The sequence below is a fragment of the Micromonospora sp. NPDC049891 genome, from assembly GCF_040660295.1.
GTDB lineage: Bacteria > Actinomycetota > Actinomycetes > Mycobacteriales > Micromonosporaceae > Micromonospora.
Genome location: NZ_JBFAML010000001.1, coordinates 514,776 through 531,918, shown reverse-complemented (window position 1 = coordinate 531,918; position 17,143 = coordinate 514,776). Strand labels below are relative to the sequence as shown.

Sequence of the window (17,143 nt, the reverse complement as noted above, 5' to 3'; positions counted from 1 at the left end):
CCTGATGGTTCGCTCGCTCATCGGTCCTTCTCGTCTTCGCTGCCTGGCCCCTCGGCCGACACCACGCCGTCGGTGGTGGCCGGGATGTCCCGGTCGGTGGTCGCCGGGGTGCCCGCGCCGGACACGACGTCCGCGTCGGTGGTGGCCGCCACGTCCGGGTCGGTGGTCGCCGTCGGCCCGGTCGCGTCGTCCGGGGAACCGCCCGTCGCGTCCGGGGTGATGCCGGCCATCAGCAGGCCGATCTCCTCGCGGGGCGTGTCCGGGCCGACCACGCCGATGACCCGCCCGCGGTACATCACCGCGATCCGGTCGGCCAGCCCGATCACCTCGTCGAGTTCGCTGGAGACCACGAGTACGGCGGTGCCGATGTCACGCTCGTGGATGACCCGGCTGTGGATGAACTCGATCGAGCCGACGTCCACTCCCCGCGTCGGCTGGGCGGCGATGAACAGCTTCAGCGGCCGGGACAGTTCCCGGGCCACGATCACCTTCTGCTGGTTGCCGCCGGACAGGGTGCCGACCGGCGCATCGGCAGACGAGGTACGTACGTCGAACTGCTCGATCCGTTCCCGCGCCGACCTGGTGATCTCGTCCGGCCGCAGCGACAGGCCGCGGCCGAAGGGCGGCCGGTCGTACATGTCCAGCACCAGGTTCTCCGCGACGGTGAACTCCTTGACCAGACCGTCGACGCTGCGGTCCTCCGGCACGTAGCCGACGCCCGCCCGCAGCACCTTCTTGGTCGACCAGCCGTCGACCCGCTGCCCGTCGAGGGTGACCGTGCCGGCGAGCACCGGACGCAGACCCATGATCGCTTCGATCAGTTCGGTCTGACCGTTGCCCTGCACGCCAGCGACGCCGAGCACCTCACCCGCGCGTACGGTCAGGTCGACGCCGTCCACCGCACGGACCTGACGGTCGTCGTCGACGACCAGGCCGGACAGCTCCAGGACAGGCTCGCCGGGGGTGGCCGGGGCCTTGTCCACGGTGAGCCGGACGGTGCGGCCGACCATCAGCGCCGCCAACTCGTCCCGGCTGGCCTCGGGCGAGGCCGTACCCACCGTCTTACCGCGCCGGATCACCGTGATCCGGTCGGCGATCGCCTTGACCTCGCCGAGCTTGTGGGTGATGAAGACGATCGACTTACCGGCGGCCTTGAGCGACCGCATCACGGTGAGCAGTTCCTCGGTCTCCTGCGGAGTGAGCACAGCGGTCGGCTCGTCCAGGATGAGCAGGTCGACGTCCCGGGTGAGCGCCTTGACGATCTCCACCCGCTGCTGGACGCCGACCGGCAGGTCCTCGATCACCGCGTCCGGGTCGACCCGCAGGTTGTACCGCTGGGACACCTCGGCGACCTCGCGCCGGGCGCGGCGTCGGTCCAGGAACCCGGCGATGCCGCCGCGCACCTGCTCGGCGCCGAGCATGATGTTCTCGGTGACGGTGAAGACGGGTACCAGCATGAAGTGCTGGTGCACCATGCCGATGCCGGCCGCGATCGCGTCGGAGGGGCCGCGCAGCTTCAGCGGCTCGCCGTCGACCAGGATCTCGCCCTCGTCGGGCTGGTAGAGCCCGTACAGCACGTTCATCAGGGTCGACTTGCCCGCGCCGTTCTCGCCGAGCAGGGCGTGGATCTCTCCAGGCTCCACCGTCAGGTCGATGTGATCGTTGGCGACCAGATCACCGAACCGCTTGGTGATGCCGCGCAGTTCGAGTCTCAGCGCAACCTCCTGGAGTGCGAAGCGATGGTGCAGCGTAGCTGCTGGCGAGCGGGCCCGGCGTCGGCCGGACCGGTGGCGCGGACCGGCCGCTGCGGCACGGCGGGTCTCCCCCGCGCCGCAACGGCCGGATCATGTGTGGTTCTGCTCGCCGGCCGCCCTCGGTGATCGTCTCACCGGGGCGGCCGGCGACGGGTCACTTCGGCTGGGCGGCCGACTCGACCTTGACGGTGCCGGCGGCGATGTCCGCCTTCAGCTTGTCGACCTCGGCCTTCAGCTCGGCCGGAACCTTGCTGTCGAAGTCGTGGTACGGGGCGATCGAGACACCCTCGTTGGCCAGCGTGCCGATGAAGCCCGGGTCCGCCTGGAGCTGCTCGCCGCCGGCGGCCTTGAGCACGGCCTCCTTGACCGCACCCGGGATGTTCTTCACCACGGTGGTGATGATCGCCGGGCAGTTCGGGGTGCTCTCGCAGCCGTCGACGTCCACCCAGATGGTGTTGTACTTGCCGCCGGAGGCCTGGGCAGCACCGGTGGTGCCGAGGCCAGCGCCGCCGGCCACCGGCATGATGATGTCCGCACCCTGGGCGACGAGCGCGTCGCTCACCTTCTTGCCCTCGTCCTGCTTGACGAAGTCGTTGGTGAAGGAGCCGTTCTGGGTCTCCTTGTTCCAACCGAGAACCTGGACGTCCTTGTCCTTGGCCTCGTTGTAGTAGGCGACCCCGTCGGCGTAACCGTCCATGAAGATGGTCACCGGCGGGATCTTCAGGCCGCCGTAGGTGCCCACCTTGCCGCTCTCGGTCATGCCGGCGGCGACGTAGCCGGCGAGGAAGCCGGCCTGGGCGGTGTCGAACTGCATCGGGTAGACGTTGGAAACGCCCGGGTCGGCGTCGACGATGCCGAACTGCTGGTCCGGGTTCGCCTCAGCGATCTTCTTGGTCGCGTCACCCATCAGCCCGCCGACCGCCAGGATGAAGTTGCAGTCCTGGTTGACGTACTGGGTGAGGTTCGGCTCGTAGTCCGCCTCGGCCTTGGACGCGACGTACTTGATGTCGATGTTGCTGTTCTCCGCCTTGGCGTCCTCCAGGCCCTTCCAGGCGGAGGCGTTGAACGACTTGTCGTCGATGCCGCCGACGTCGGTGACCATACAGGCGGTGTACTTCTCGCCGCCGGAGCCGGCGTTGTTGTCCTCATCCGGGGCCTCGCCACAGGCGGCGGCGCTCAGTACGAGCCCACCCGCCGCGATCATCGAGGCGATCCGCATCCCACGCACCGAGCGCAAGACGTCTCCTTCCCATTGCACACCGCGGGGTACGCGGTGGCAGCCCTTGAGCCGGCCTGCGCCTTGCCGCCGGCGTCCCACGTTACGGGAGCAGAGCGTACGCCCGCGCCCACCTGCCGACCGACAATCGTGCAGGACTGTTGGAGGCCTGTTACCCCTACGTAATGCTTGGGTGGGCCACATCACTCAGGGTGCCGGCAGGTGGGCGTACGCGTGCCAGAAAAGCCCTTTTTCTCCGTCGGTCAGGGTGACCGCCGGCTACCGCCAGAAGACCGCCACGGCCGCGTTGACCAGGGTCAATCCCACGATGGCGAGGAAGTGCCCCCGGTTGACCTCCGCGCGCTTGCGGGAGAAGAAGACCATGACGAAGATCAGCAGAGCGAGCACCAGCTTTGTCACAAGCTTCGCGGGGGCCGGCTCGTCGCCGTCGCGCAGCGGGGCGCTCAGGCCGATGCCGGTCAGCAGACCGATCACCGACCCCCACAGCATGGCCGCGTTGATCCGGATCTTGCCGCTGAGGTACTGGGTAAGCGCGCCACCCAGCAGCAGCGCGAACCCGATCAGATGGACGTAGAGGAGGATGAGTCGAAGTGCTTCCACCCGACCCATCCTGCCCTATCAACGACGGTTCGTAGTAGAGGCGGTTCCGGTCAGCCCTTGGTGCCACCGGCGGTCAACCCGGAGACCAGGTGCCGCTGAGCGATCATGAACACCACGCCGGCCGGCACGGTCACCAGGACCGCCGCCGCCGTCAGGTACTCCCACTGCGGGTTGAACTGCGGCACGAACTGCTGGAGCCCGTAGGCCAGGGTGAACTTGTTGTCGGTCTGGATGAACGCCGACGCGTACATCACCTCGCCCCAGGCGGTGAGGAAGGTGTAGAAGGCGGTGACCGCGATGGCCGGCCGGGCCAGCGGCAGCACCACCCGCCAGAAGATCGCGAACGGGCCGCAACCGTCGAGCGCCGCCGCCTCGTCCAGCGAGGTGGGGATGGAGTCGAAGTAGCCCTTGAGCATCCAGGCGCAGAACGGCACCGCGATGGTCAGGTACGCGATGATCAGTGCCGGCAACGTGTTGATCAGACCGAACCGCGCCATGATCGTGTAGATCGGTACGATCAGGATGGCCGCCGGGAACATCTGGGTGATCAGGAAGGTCATCATCAACGGCCGACGCCCGGGGAAGTTGAACCGGGAGACCGCGTAACCGGTGGTGGCCGAGAAGAAGATGCCGATGAGCATCGTGAACGCCGCGACGATCACCGAGTTCAGCAGCCACTTCGGGAAGTTCGTGTCGAACAGCACGTAGCTGTAGTTGGCCAGGGTCGGGTCCTTGATCAGCGTCAGGTCGCTGCTCTGCACCGCGTACCCGGGCTTGAACGAGGACAGCAGCACCCAGACGATCGGGCCGAGCGCGATAAGCGAGGCGACGATCAGCGTGCCGTGCAGCAGCAGGGACTTCGCCGGGCTGCGCCGGCTGCGGCCGGGCCGCTTCGCGACCTTCGCCGGGACGACCGGAACGGCCGCCGCCGGCGTCGCGGCCGCGGGGGTGGTCAGTTGGCTCATGTCACCACACCTCGCCTTGCTTGCGCAGCGCCCGCCGGTAGAACATCGAGAACACCAGCAGGATCGACAGGATCAGCACGCCGTACGTGGACGCGAGCGAGTAGTTGCGGATGCCCTCGAACGCCGCCCGGAAGGCACCGGTCACCAGGATCTCGGTCTCGCCCGCCGGCTGGCCCTCGGTCACCAGGAAGATGATCGGGAACATGTTGAACGTCCAGATCGTGCCGAGCAGGATCACCGTCATGCTGACCGGGCGCAGGCCCGGCAGGGTGATGTTGCGGAACCGCTGCCAGGCGGACGCGCCGTCGATCTCGGCGGCCTCGTACAGCTCACCGGGAATCGTCTGCATCCCGCCCAGCAGGGCGACCATCATGAACGGCACGCCGAGCCAGATGTTCGTGATGATCGCGGTGAACAGCGACGTCCACTGGTTGGCGAACCAGTCGACCGGGTCGATGCCGAATGAGGTGAGCAGCGAGTTGGCCAGGCCGAAGCGCTCGTTGAAGATGAACTTCCAGGCGAAGGCGCTGACGAAGGCCGGCACTGCCCAGGGCAGCACCAGCAGCACCCGGTAGAGGCCACGGCCCCACATCGGGCGGTTGAGCATCACGGCCAGGCCGAGGCCCAGGCCGTAGTGGAACACCACGCATCCGAGGGTCCAGATCAGCGTGATGCCGGTCCACTGCCAGAAGTCGCCGACGTTGCCGCTGAGCACGTTCAGGTAGTTGTCGAGGCCGACGAACTCCCACCTGTTGGGGTTCTCGGCACAGACCTCACCACCGGTGATCGACCTGGTGCAGATCTCCGCGGCCTGGTTGGCCTCGGTGAGGTTGGTGAGGGAGAGCCAGATCCCGCGCAACAGCGGGTAGAAGATCAGAACTGCCAGGACGATGACGACGGGCAGGACCATCGCCCAGGCGTACCAGTGCTTCTCCCAGCTGCGGCGCAGCCGGGAGGGACGAGCGGATCGGCCGGACGGCGGCGAGGGCGGCGCCGGATCGGCTGTCACGGTGGTCATCAGCTGCGCTCCATGAGGGGAGGTCCGGCAGGGCCCCGCGACCGGAGACGGTCACGCGACCCTGCCGGGTGCCGAGAGGTCACCGGCCGGAGCCGGCGGTGAGGTCAGTTCTCGTAGGAGGGAACGACCTCGGCCTTGTACTTCTTCGCGACGGTGTCCAGCGCGGCCTTCGGTTCCTTGTTCTGGATCAGGACCTCGGTGGCCATCTGGTCGAGCGGGCCGAAGAACTGACCGGCCTCGGGGATCCACGGGCGGCCCACACCGGCCTCCACGACCGGCTGGAACGCGGCGACGGTGGCGTTGTTCTTGACCGCGTCAAGGCCGTACGCGGAGGTGCGGGTCGGCAGCAGGCCGAGCTTCTCCGACAGGAAGGCCTGCGACTCGGCGGAGCTCATGAACTTGACGAACGCGACGGCGGCGTCGACCTTCTCCTGCGGCATGCCGGACCAGATCACGTAGTTGTGGCCGCCGACCGGGGCGCCGGCCTTGGCCGAGCCACCCGGCACCGGTGCGATGCCCAGGTTCTCCAGACCGCCGAAGTCGGGTGCCGACTTGACGTTGTTGACCTCCCACGGGCCGTTGATGATCATGGCGACCTTCTTCTCCTTGAAGAGGGTCATCATGGTGCCGTAGGAGTCGTTGGCGGACGGCTTGGCGGCCGCACCGCTGTCGATCAGGTCCTTGGCGATCGCCAGTCCGGCCGCGTTCTGCTCCGAGTTGATGACGATCTTCTTGCTCGCGGTGTCGACCAGGTCGCCGCCCTCGCCGTACATGAAGGGCAGCAGGAAGTAACCGGCCGGGTTGATGTAGACACCCTCGGCGTCGGTCTTCTCCTTGATGGTCTGCGCCGCGGTCTTCAGCTCGGCCCAGGTCTTCGGGGGCTCGCTGATGCCGGCCTTGCTGAGCAGGTCCTTGTTGTACATGAGCGCGAGGCTGTCGGTGACCTGGGGCACGCCGTAGGTCTTACCGTCGAACTTGTTGGAGGCGAGCGGAGTCTCCAGGAAGTCGGACTCGTCGGCGAGCAGCTCGGAGCCGTCCAGCGCGTACAGGTGACCCAGCGAGGCGAACTCGGGCACCCAGGCGACCTCGGCCCGCAGGATGTCCGGGGCACCGGTCTTGGCCTGCGCGGCGGTCTTGAACTTGTTCTGCGCCTCACCGAACGGGACCGACTGGTAGTTGATCTTGACGTTCGGGTAGGTCTGGTTGAACTTGGCGATCAGCTCCTGGAACGCCGGGCCCTCGTTCTTCGGGTCCGAGGTGTCCCACCAGGTCAGTTCTGCGGTGAGGGAGGCGGGGTCGACCGCCGGCTGCTGCTCGGCCGCCTTGTCCTCCCCGCCGCACGCGGCGACGGAAAGGGCGAGGGTGGCAGAGGCGAGTACGGCGATCCCCCTGGCTGTGCGGCGCATGTTCGCTCCTAAGTTGCCTGCCGGGTAACGGCGGGACAGTAGCAAGAAGTTTCGTAACTCGAAACCCCTTGCGAACACCCCTGCAACAACCGTGCCCCATCCGCAACTTGAGTGGCCGACAAGTGTCGCTGTCTGGGCATTTCGTCCCCGACTGCGGTGACCGAGCTCCCACTGGAGGTCACTCTTCGCGCCCTTGGCGTGCACTCATCGTTCCCGCACAGCTCTGATTCGGCAAGCTTCATGGGCACGCTCCCGACGCCCGCTGCTCGATCCTGCAAGTTCTTGCTGGCTACTGCGCAAGAACTTCCCGGTGAGCTACAGTGCCGCCATGCGCGCTCGCCTGTCCGACATCGCCCAGCAGGCCGACGTCAGCGAGGCCACGGTGTCGCGGGTGCTCAACGACCGCCCCGGCGTGGCACCCGAGACTCGGCAGGCCGTACTGACCGCCCTCGACGTGCTCGGTTACGAGCGCCCCGCCCGGCTGCGCAAGCGCAGCGCCGGACTGGTCGGCCTGGTGGTCCCCGAGCTGGACAACCCGATCTTCCCGGCGTTCGCCCAGATCATCGAGTCGGCGCTGGCCCCCACCGGCTACACCCCGGTGCTCTGCACCCAGACCCCCGGCGGCGTACGCGAGGACGAGTACGTCGAGATGCTGCTGGACCGGCAGGTCTCCGGGATCGTCTTCGTCTCCGGCCTGCACGCCGACACCGCCGCCGACCACGACCGGTACCGCACCCTGCTCGCCCGCCCGCTGCCGATCGTGATGATCAACGGGTACGCGCCGGGCATTCCGGCGCCCTTCGTCTCCTGCGACGACCGGGAGGCCGCCGAGCTGGCCGTGGCCCACCTGGTGGCCCTGGGTCACCGGCGGATCGGCCTGATCACCGGGCCTGACCGCTTTGTGCCGGTGCAGCGCAAGGTCAGCGGCTACAAGGCGGCGATGGAGCGCCTCGCCGGTGTCGACGAGGACGAGCTGGCCGAGCTGACCGAGCTGTCGCTGTTCGGCGTCGAGGGTGGCGAGGCGGCCGCCGGTCGGTTGATCGAGCGCGGTGCCACCGGCATCGTCTGCGGCTCCGACCTGATGGCGCTCGGCGCCATCCGGGCCGCCCGGCAGCGGGGCATGTCGGTACCGGAGGACCTCTCGGTGGTCGGCTACGACGACTCGCCGCTGATGGCCTTCACCGATCCGCCGCTGACCACGATGCGTCAGCCGGTGGCCGCCATGGCGGTCGCCGCGGTGCGGGCCCTGGTCGACGAGATCAACGGACACGGCGCCCCGCACTCGGAGTACCTGTTCCGGCCGGAGCTGGTGGTGCGTGGGTCCACGGCGGTGGCACGGCAGGACGCCGCGTCCGCTCCGAGCGGTGGCCCGGGCCGGCAGCGGCCGGCACCGCCCGCGCTCGCGGTCCCGGCGTGACGTAGCCCGCACCTGGAGCCTTGGCAACCCTTCTTGCGCAAGAAATGCTTGACTCTTGCAGAGCTGGCGCGGCATTCTTCTCAGACACCCGTGCGTCCCCACCTCGCCAACGCCGGGTTGCCGCCGTCCCGCGCCACAGAACGGGGAACACCCGATGACCGTCAGCACCCCCTCGCCGCTGACCTCCGACGCCGACTGGTGGCGCTCCGCCGTCGTCTACCAGGTCTACGTCCGCAGCTTCGCCGACTCCGACGGCGACGGCATCGGTGACCTCCAGGGCATCCGGGAACGCCTTCCCTACCTGCGCGAACTGGGTGTCGACGCCCTCTGGCTGACCCCCTTCTACACCTCGCCCATGGTCGACGGCGGCTACGACGTCGCCGACTACCGCGACGTGGACCCGATGTTCGGCAACCTCGCCGACTTCGAGGCGATGATCACCGACGCGCACGCGCTCGGCCTGCGGATCATCGTCGACATCGTGCCGAACCACACCTCCGACAAGCACCCCTGGTTCACCGCGGCGCTGGCCGCCGCCCCCGGCTCACCCGAACGGGCGCGCTACCTCTTCGCCGACGGCAAGGGCGACAACGGCGAGCAGCCCCCGAACGACTGGGAGAGCATCTTCGGCGGCCCGGCCTGGACCCGGGTTCCGGACGGCCAGTGGTACCTGCACCTGTTCGACCCCGCCCAACCCGACCTGAACTGGCGGCACCCCGAGGTACGCACCGAGTTCGAGGACATCCTCCGTTTCTGGCTGGACCGTGGCGTCGACGGATTCCGGATCGACGTGGCCCACGGCATGATCAAGGCCGAAGGACTGCCGGACGTCGGTTTCAACTCGATGACCACCGGCCGGCGCCAGTCCGAGCTGCTCGGCAAGGGCCGGCTGCCCTACTTCGACCAGGACGAGGTGCACGACATCTACCGCGCCTGGCGGCCCATCCTGGACAGCTACCCGGGCGGTCGGATGGCCGTGGCCGAGGCCTGGGCCGAGACCCCGCAGCGGCTGGCCCGCTACATCGGCCCGGACGAACTGCACCAGGCGTTCAGCTTCGACTTCCTCGACGCCACCTGGTCGGCCGACTCGTTCCGAAAGGTGATCGACACGGCGCTCGCCGAGTCGACGATCGTCGGCGCCCCGACCACCTGGGTGCTGTCCAACCACGACCGGCAGCGGCACGTCACCCGGTACGGCGATGGCGAGATCGGGCTGCGCCGGGCCCGGGCCGCCGCGCTGCTGATGCTCGCCCTGCCCGGCTGCGCCTACCTCTACCAGGGTGAGGAACTGGGCCTGCCCGAGGTGCTCGACCTGCCCGACGAGCTGCGCCAGGATCCGGCCTTCCTGCGCACCGGCGAGAGCCGGGACGGCTGCCGGGTGCCGATCCCGTGGAGCGGCGAACTGGCGCCGTACGGCTTCGGGCCCGCCGGCAGCGAGCTGAGCTGGCTGCCGGCCCCGACGACCTGGCAGGCCCTCTCGGTGGCCGCACAGACCGGCACGCCCGGTTCCACGCTGGAGCTGTACCGCGCGGCGCTGCGAATCCGCCACACCCACCCGGCGCTGGCCGGCGTCGGCGGCATCACCTGGCTGGAGACCGGCCCCGGAGTGCTCGCCTTCCAGCGTCAGGCCGGTGACACCGTGCTGAGCTGCGTGGTGAACATCAGCGACGCACCTGTGGTGATCGACGGGTACGGCACACCGCTCGTCGCCAGCGCGACGCTCACCGAACGCGACGGCGGGCACCTGCTGCCGGTCGACGCGGCGGTGTGGTTCGAGCGGTCCTGAGCGGGTACGCCCGTCATCGACTCGGCCGTCCGGCGTGCTGCGCGCCGCCGGGCGGCTGGGCACGACCCCTTGTGGTGGGGGGTGCGACGGTGCCGGTGTCCGGGGTGATCCCCCGGGCACCGGCACCGGGTGGTCGTCGGTGTCGACGATCACCCCGCCGGGTACCGGCAGGCCATGGGCCTTCATGTCGCGCAGTACACCCTGGACGTCACCGATCTTGAGCTGATGGCCGGTTTCTGGTCGGCGGCGCTCGGCTACCGGGTCGACAGCGGCGGCGACGGCAGCGCCAAGCTCTACCCGCCGCCGGACAGCCCGCCGGAGTCCCCGACCGTCTGGTTGCAGGGCTCGGGCACCCCCAAACACGGAAAGAACCGGCTACATCTGGACCTGGTCGCCGACGGTGACCCGGCAGCGGAGATCCGCCGACTCATCGGTCTCGGTGCCCGCCACGCCGACGTGGGGCAGCGGGGCGACGAGGGCTTCGTGGTGCTTGTCGACCCGGAGGACAACGAGTTCTGCGTACTGGACCGTTCGCCCCACCGCCGCCCACCGGCGGGCCGGGTCAGCCCTGGGTGAGCTGGGCCGCGATCCGGGCGAACCCGGCGCGCAGTTCGGCCACGTCCGGTGCCGGCAGCGGGCCGGTCGCCCGGTCGTGCTCGGCCGCCTCCAGCTCCTCCTCGTCGATGGTGTCCTCGTAGTCGCCGTAGAGGTCGGCCTGGTCCACCCGCGCCACCTCGTCCTGGGCGGCAAGTTGCGCCGCGGCGATCTCACCGCGGATCTGCTCCACCGACACCGCCGGCACCAGCGGCTCCACCACCGCCATCAGCTGCTCGTCAGCGACAAGCGCCTCGGCCAACGCCAACGCGTGCGCTCGCTCGTACGGGCCGCACACCACCGGCTCCCACTCGTCGGCGTCACTGAGCGGACCGAACGTGATGATCCACGGCAGCTCCAGCATCGGCGAGTCGGCCGGCAGGTCCAACGTCACGAGTGCCCCCACGGGCCCATCATCGTCGGTGTTCAGCCAGGTGGGGGTGAGTTCGGCACAACGCGTGACCGGCGGTGATGGTGCCTCAACCGGCCCCGCCCGGGGTGCCCGGACCGGTGTCCACGTCGACGTCGACAGGTGGGCGCCGCCCAGCCAGATCCACGGTCTGTCCGCGTCGGCTCGTCGCCGCCAGCGCCGCACCGAAGAGCACCAGTTGATTGAGCAGGTACAGATAGACAAGCAGCCCGACGGCGGTGGCCACCACCGTGTACGCCGGGTTGTGTTCGACCCGGCCCACCCAGAACCGGCCGACGGTGTTGAGCAGGGTGATGCCGACCGCGACGATAAGCACCACCGGCCGCAGCCGGGACCGGCTCATCCGCACCCGGGGCACCGCGACCAGCAGCAAGGTGGCCAGTACCGCGTTGACGAGCACGCTGAGCAGCGCGCTGACCGTGGTCAGCGCGAACGAGCCGGTGCTGCGCAGCAGGAACCGCAGCAGCGACTCCAGCGCGTCCACGGCCGCCACCGAGAGGCCGAGCAGCACGAAGACGACCACCAGCACACCCAGATCGACAAGGCGACGCACGACCAGGTTGCCTGGGTGCTGGTTGAGCCCGTGGATCAGCCGCTGCGAGGAACGGATCGCCTCCACCCACCCGATCCCGGTCAACACCAGGATCAGCAGACCGACCAACCCGGCGGTGCCGCTGCTGTCGGCGACCTGGGTCGGATCGAGGAACGGCAGGTTCTCCCCGAGAAACTCCTCCGCCGCCGCGCTCACCTCGTCGTTGTCCTCCAGGATCGCGCCGAAGATCGCGTACGCGACCAGAGCCAGCGCGAAGACCGCGAAGAAGCCGTAGTAGGCGATCGCGGCGGCCAACCGGCCGCCCTGAAGGTCGGTGTAGAGCACCCCGGCCCGCCACAGGTGGCCGAAGGCCGGGGAGCGGCGGCGCGCGGCGGACAGCCGGCGGTCGACGGCCGCCTCGACCCGACCCAGAACGTTCACGTCGTCATCCTCACCGATCCGTCGTCGCCGTGTCAGAGGTACCCGACGTGCCGGCCGGGACGGTCAGCCGCCCAGCCGGAAGTCCCGGCGCGGCTGCCACCGCGCCTGTCCGCTGTGCGAGAAGAGCGTGAAGTGGTCCACCTCGAACATCGCGGAGAAGTCCGCCAGGTCCTCGTACGCCTTGTCCAGCGCCTCCGGCGCGACGTCCTGGGCGACCGTCACGTGCGGATGGTAGGGAAACCGAAGCTCCCGACGTAGCTGCGGGGCGGCATTGATCGCGGCGGCGAGCAGTTCGCACTCGCTGATACCGGCGGCGACCGCGACGAAGACCACCTGGGTCACCGGCCGGAAGGTGCCGGTGCCCCGCAGATGCAGGGTGAACGGCAGGTGCGCGGCGGCGACCCGGGCGAGGTGCCGTTCCACCTCCGGCAACGCGGTCACCGGAATCTCGGTCGGCCCGAGCAGGGTGACGTGGGCCGGCACGGTGTTGGGGTCACCGGCCTCCAGCCGGCGCCGGGTCAGCAGGCTGCCCCACGGCTCCGGAATGTCCACCGCGATGCCGACCTGGACACTGTCGCCGGCCGCCGGCGCTCCGGTCCCCTGATCCACGCTCCGCGCCACCCCTCCGGCCATCGACCCCTGCCCGCACCGCCGCCCTCGATCGGGCGGTCACTCGCCGCGAACCGGCGGGAAGAAGCCCACCCGCTCGTACGCGGTACGCAGCGTCGGCGCCGCCACCGCTCGCGCCTTCTCCGCGCCCGCGGCGAGGAGCTTGTCCAACTGGGCGGGGTCGTCGAGATACGAGCGGGTGCGCTGCTGGATGGGGCTGACGAACTCCCGGACCACCTCGGCGAGGTCCTTCTTCAGGTCGCCGTAGCCCTTACCGTCGTACGCCGCGACCAGGTCGTCGATGCCCCGCCCGCTCAGCGCCGAGAAGATGGTGAGCAGGTTGGAGATCCCGGGTTTGGTCGTCTCGTCGAAAACGATCTCCCGGCCGGTGTCGGTCACCGCCGACCGGATCTTCTTCGCCGAACGCGCCGGGTCCTCGAGCAGATCGACGATGCCCCCCGGCGACGAGGACGACTTCGACATCTTCGCGGTCGGATCCTGGAGATCGGTGATCTTCGCGGTGGCCTTGACGATGTGCGGCGCCGGGACCGTGAAGGTCCGGCCGAACAGCGAGTTGAACCGCTGCGCCAGGTCGCGGGAAAGCTCCAGGTGCTGACGCTGGTCCTCACCGACCGGCACGGCGTTGGCCTGGTAGAGCAGGATGTCGGCGGCCTGCAGGATCGGGTAGGTGAACAGGCCGACGCTGGCCCGCTCGTTGCCCTGCTTCTGCGACTTGTCCTTGAACTGGGTCATCCGGCTGGCCTCACCGAATCCGGTGATGCAGCCGAGCACCCACGCCAACTGGGCGTGCTCGGGCACCTGGGACTGCACGAACAGGGTGCAGCGTTCAGGGTCCAGCCCGACCGCGAGCAGCTGCGCGGCGGCCACCCGGGAACGCTGGTGCAGCACCTTCGGGTCGTGCCCGGCGGTGATGGCGTGCAGGTCGACCACGCAGTAGAACGCGTCGTGCGACTCCTGCAACGCCACCCAGTGCCGCACCGCGCCGAGGTAGTTGCCGAGATGGAACGACTCGGCCGTCGGCTGGATGCCGGAGAAGACGCGGGGACGGGCGGCAACGTCGGACATGCCGGCAATTCTGTCAGTTACGCCCGGGGTACGTCATGACGGGCCGGCGGGTCGCATCCGGTCGGCGGCCGGGGCCACCTCACGTCGCGGCTCGGGCAGCCGCGCGACGGTGACCGCGAGACGGGCCACCCGCCGACCTTCCAGGGTCAACACCCGCAGCAGCCAGCCGCCAGCCGGCGTCACCGCCGATTCGGCGGAGACCGGTATCTCGTCACCCGGTGCCGGCAGCCGGCCCAGCGCGGCCATCACGAACCCACCCACCGTCTCGTACGGTCCCGTCGGCAGGGGAACGCCTGTACGTTCGGCGAAGTCGGCCAGGTTGAGCCGTCCGTCCACCACCGCCGGAAGCCCGGTGTACGCGGGCTCGGGGGCGTCGGCGTACTCGTCATGGATCTCACCGACCAGTTCCTCGATCAGGTCCTCACAGGTGACGATGCCGGCGGTGCCGCCGTACTCGTCGACCACCACCGCCAGGTGGTGCCCCTCCCGGCGCATCTCGGTCAACGCGGCGAGCACCCGTTTACTCGCCGGCAGCCGCTTGACCTCGCGGGCCAACTGCCCGACCGTGGTGCCCGGCGCCCGGTCCGGACCGAGCAGCAGGTCCCGCAGGTGCACGAAGCCGACCACGTCGTCGTGGGTGCCGTCGACCACCGGATAGCGGGTGTGCGGGCCAGCCCGCACCAGCGGTTCCGCCTCGGCGATGGTCAGCGCCGCGGAGAGGAAGACCACCTCGGTGCGGGGCATCATCACCTCGCGCACCAGGCTCGCACCGGCCACCAGCACCTCGTCGATGATCCGCTGCCCCACCGGGTCGAGGACGGTGTTGGCGGCGACCAGGTCCCGCAGCTCCGCCTCGCTGATCCGTTCCCGACCGGCGGCCGGGCCGGCACCGAGCAGGTCGGTGACGAGCCGCAGGGTGCCGTCGGCGGCCCGGACCACGACCCGGGCCACCGCTCGGGCCAACGGCCCTGGCTGACGGCGGTGCCGGTCGTGGCCACGCCGTCGGGGTACGCGCCGACGCGAGGCCCGCATGGAGTGATGGTAGCCAGCCACGCCCCGTAGGGTGACCACCACGAGGCGGCGACCGCGCCGGCCAGGCAGGAGGAAGCGACGTGAAACTGCTCGTCACCGGCGGGGCCGGCTTCATCGGCAGCGTGGTGACCCGGATGCTGCTCGACGCCGGGCACGAGGTGGTCGTACTGGACGACCTGCGCACCGGCCACCGGGCCGCACTCGCCCCCGACGCCACCCACGTCGAGGCCGGCATCCACGACGCGGCCGAGGTGCTCACCCCGCAGGCCGGCTTCGACGGCGTACTGCACTTCGCCGCACTGATCGCCGCCGGCGAGTCGATGGTCGCCCCCGAGCGGTACTGGCACAACAACACCGTCGGCACCCTGGCCCTGATCGACGCGGTTCGTGCCGCCGGCGTACCGCGGTTGGTGTTCTCCTCCACCGCCGCCGTCTACGGCAACCCCACCGAGTTGCCCATCCCGGAGACCGCGGTCAAGGCACCCACGAACACGTACGGAGCGACCAAGCTCGCCGTCGACATGGCGCTCACCTCGGAATCGATAGGTCACGGCCTGGCCGCCGTCTCGCTGCGCTACTTCAACGTCGCCGGTGCCCACCTCGACGGCGAGGTCGCCCTCGGCGAGCGGCACGACCCCGAGACCCACCTCATCCCGATCGCGCTGGAGGTGGCCGCCGACCGGCGCGACAAGCTGCAACTCTTCGGCGACGACTACCCCACCGTCGACGGCACCTGCGTCCGCGACTACATCCACGTCTCCGACCTGGCCCGGGCCCACCTGCTCGCCCTCGACGCGGCCACCGGCGGACAGCACCGCATCTACAACCTCGGCAACGGCAACGGTTTCACCAACCGGCAGGTGGTCGAGGTCGTCCGTGAAGTCACCGGGCACCCGGTGCCGGTCGAGGTGGCCCCCCGCCGCGAGGGCGATCCGGCCGAACTGGTCGCCTCATCCGCCCTGGCCCGCGCCGAACTGGGCTGGGAACCCCGCAAGCCCACCCTGCACGACATGGTCACCGACGCCTGGGCCTTCTACCGCGCGCAGGTCCTGGACCGCCGGTGACCGCCCACTCCGACGGCGTGGCCGACCGCGCCACCACCTGCTTCCAACACGCGTACGGTCAGGCACCCGCCGGCCGCTGGGCGGCTCCCGGCCGGGTCAACCTGATCGGCGAGCACACCGACTACAACGACGGGTTCGTGCTGCCGTTCGCACTCCCGCTGCGTACCGTCGTCGCGGCCAGCCCGCAGCCGACCGCAAGCTGGACGGTCTGCTCCGAGTTGACAGGCGAAACTGTCAGCTTCGGTGCCGACGAGGTGACCCGACCCGGCCGGGTCACCGGCTGGGCGGCGTACGTGGCCGGGGTGGTGTGGGCGCTGCGCGAGGCCGGCCACCAGGTGCCCGGCCTCCGGCTGGCCGTCGCCTCCGACGTGCCGCTCGGCGCCGGGCTCTCCTCCTCCGCCGCGCTGGAGGCCGCGGTGCTCGCCGCCCTGGTCGACCTGGGCGGGCTGGCACTGCCCGCCGAACAGCAGCCCCGGCTGGCCCAGCGCGCCGAGAACCACTACGTCGGCGCACCCACCGGCATCATGGACCAGTCGGCGGTGATCCGCTGCCGCAGCGGACACGCCCTCTTCCTCGACTGCCGCACCGAGCAGGTCGAACACATCCCCTTCGAGCTCGCCCGTGCCGGCCTCGCGATCCTGGTGATCGACAGCCGAGCCCCGCACCGGCACGCCGACGGCGAGTACGCGGCCCGCCGCGCCAGCTGCGAGAAGGCAGCCGCCCTGCTCGACGTAGCCGCCCTGCGTGACGTGCCGGCCGCCGGCCTCGACGAGACGCTTACCCGGCTGCCCGACGACGAGACCCGCCGCCGGGTACGCCACGTGGTCACCGAGAACCAGCGGGTGCTCGACACCGTCGCGCTGCTCCGCGACGGGCAGGTCCGGCAGATCGGGCCGCTGCTCACCGCCTCGCACGCCTCGATGCGGGACGACTTCGCCATCACCGTCCCCGAGGTGGACACCGCTGTCGAGGCCGCGCTGGCCGCCGGGGCACTCGGTGCCCGGATGACAGGTGGTGGCTTCGGCGGCTGCGTGCTGGCCCTGGTCGAGGCGGACCGGTCCGACCGGGTGGGCGCGGCCGTAGCCGCCGCCTACACCGCCCGGTCCTTCACCGCCCCCACCGTCACCCCCGCCACCCCCGCCCCCGGCGCCACCCGCCTGGACTGACCCCGT

The 17,143-nt window shown here is 70.0% G+C and carries 16 protein-coding genes; 5 read left to right on the top strand and 11 right to left on the bottom strand.

The window, feature by feature from the left end:
* Positions 1-17 precede the first annotated feature (17 nt).
* From AB0I71_RS02585 to AB0I71_RS02560, 6 genes are all read right to left on the bottom strand, one after another.
* Positions 18-1,655 carry an ABC transporter ATP-binding protein gene (locus tag AB0I71_RS02585; RefSeq protein ID WP_357581619.1) on the bottom strand — a complete coding sequence of 546 codons (1,638 nt, stop codon included), beginning with the start codon at positions 1,653-1,655 and terminating at the stop codon, positions 18-20.
* A 253-nt stretch (positions 1,656-1,908) separates the two neighbouring features.
* Entirely contained in the window at positions 1,909-2,973 is a 1,065-nt protein-coding gene (locus tag AB0I71_RS02580; protein ID WP_357581618.1) for a BMP family ABC transporter substrate-binding protein, read from the bottom strand.
* A gap of 276 nt (positions 2,974-3,249) precedes the next feature.
* Positions 3,250-3,591: a hypothetical protein gene (locus tag AB0I71_RS02575; RefSeq protein WP_357581468.1), complete on the bottom strand. Its 342-nt coding sequence runs from the start codon at positions 3,589-3,591 to the stop codon at positions 3,250-3,252.
* A gap of 50 nt (positions 3,592-3,641) precedes the next feature.
* Complete coding sequence (locus AB0I71_RS02570) at positions 3,642-4,556, bottom strand: sugar ABC transporter permease (RefSeq protein ID WP_357581467.1); 915 nt, start codon at positions 4,554-4,556, stop codon at positions 3,642-3,644.
* A gap of 1 nt (position 4,557) precedes the next feature.
* The gene (locus AB0I71_RS02565) at positions 4,558-5,574 is read right to left on the bottom strand and encodes a sugar ABC transporter permease (RefSeq protein ID WP_357581466.1); all 1,017 of its coding nucleotides are present in this window, start codon (positions 5,572-5,574) and stop codon (positions 4,558-4,560) included.
* 104 nt (positions 5,575-5,678) lie between these two features.
* Positions 5,679-6,980: an extracellular solute-binding protein gene (locus AB0I71_RS02560; protein ID WP_357581465.1), complete on the bottom strand. Its 1,302-nt coding sequence runs from the start codon at positions 6,978-6,980 to the stop codon at positions 5,679-5,681.
* 328 nt (positions 6,981-7,308) lie between these two features.
* Here AB0I71_RS02560 and AB0I71_RS02555 point away from each other — a divergent pair, with 328 nt between their 5' ends.
* From AB0I71_RS02555 to AB0I71_RS02545, 3 genes are all read left to right on the top strand, one after another.
* Entirely contained in the window at positions 7,309-8,397 is a 1,089-nt protein-coding gene (locus AB0I71_RS02555; RefSeq protein ID WP_357581464.1) for a LacI family DNA-binding transcriptional regulator, read from the top strand.
* A gap of 154 nt (positions 8,398-8,551) precedes the next feature.
* A complete protein-coding gene (locus AB0I71_RS02550; protein ID WP_357581463.1) occupies positions 8,552-10,183 on the top strand; it encodes a glycoside hydrolase family 13 protein in 1,632 nt (543 codons plus the stop codon).
* Positions 10,184-10,357: 174 nt separating this feature from the next.
* Positions 10,358-10,759, top strand: a complete 402-nt coding sequence (locus tag AB0I71_RS02545; RefSeq protein WP_357581462.1) for a VOC family protein — start codon at positions 10,358-10,360, stop codon at positions 10,757-10,759.
* On the opposite strand, the gene AB0I71_RS02540 is transcribed toward AB0I71_RS02545, so the two are convergent.
* From AB0I71_RS02540 to AB0I71_RS02520, 5 genes are all read right to left on the bottom strand, one after another.
* Entirely contained in the window at positions 10,746-11,183 is a 438-nt protein-coding gene (locus tag AB0I71_RS02540) for a hypothetical protein (RefSeq protein WP_357581461.1), read from the bottom strand. The genes AB0I71_RS02545 and AB0I71_RS02540 overlap by 14 nt on opposite strands.
* Before the next feature lie 73 nt (positions 11,184-11,256).
* Positions 11,257-12,180 carry a YhjD/YihY/BrkB family envelope integrity protein gene (locus AB0I71_RS02535; protein WP_357581460.1) on the bottom strand — a complete coding sequence of 308 codons (924 nt, stop codon included), beginning with the start codon at positions 12,178-12,180 and terminating at the stop codon, positions 11,257-11,259.
* 63 nt (positions 12,181-12,243) lie between these two features.
* A complete protein-coding gene (locus AB0I71_RS02530) occupies positions 12,244-12,813 on the bottom strand; it encodes a 2'-5' RNA ligase family protein (protein ID WP_357581459.1) in 570 nt (189 codons plus the stop codon).
* Between the two features lie 36 nt (positions 12,814-12,849).
* Positions 12,850-13,875, bottom strand: coding sequence for a tryptophan--tRNA ligase (gene trpS / locus AB0I71_RS02525; protein WP_357581458.1), 1,026 nt, complete (start codon positions 13,873-13,875; stop codon positions 12,850-12,852).
* Positions 13,876-13,908: 33 nt separating this feature from the next.
* Positions 13,909-14,907, bottom strand: a complete 999-nt coding sequence (locus tag AB0I71_RS02520) for a hemolysin family protein (RefSeq protein WP_357581457.1) — start codon at positions 14,905-14,907, stop codon at positions 13,909-13,911.
* Positions 14,908-14,987: 80 nt separating this feature from the next.
* On the opposite strand from AB0I71_RS02520, the gene galE reads away from it, so the two are divergent.
* On the top strand, positions 14,988-15,971 hold the full coding sequence (galE, locus tag AB0I71_RS02515; RefSeq protein WP_357581456.1) for a UDP-glucose 4-epimerase GalE: 984 nt from the start codon (positions 14,988-14,990) through the stop codon (positions 15,969-15,971).
* Positions 15,968-17,137, top strand: coding sequence for a galactokinase (gene galK / locus AB0I71_RS02510; RefSeq protein WP_357581455.1), 1,170 nt, complete (start codon positions 15,968-15,970; stop codon positions 17,135-17,137). The genes galE and galK overlap by 4 nt, the downstream gene beginning before the upstream one ends.
* Positions 17,138-17,143 lie beyond the last annotated feature (6 nt).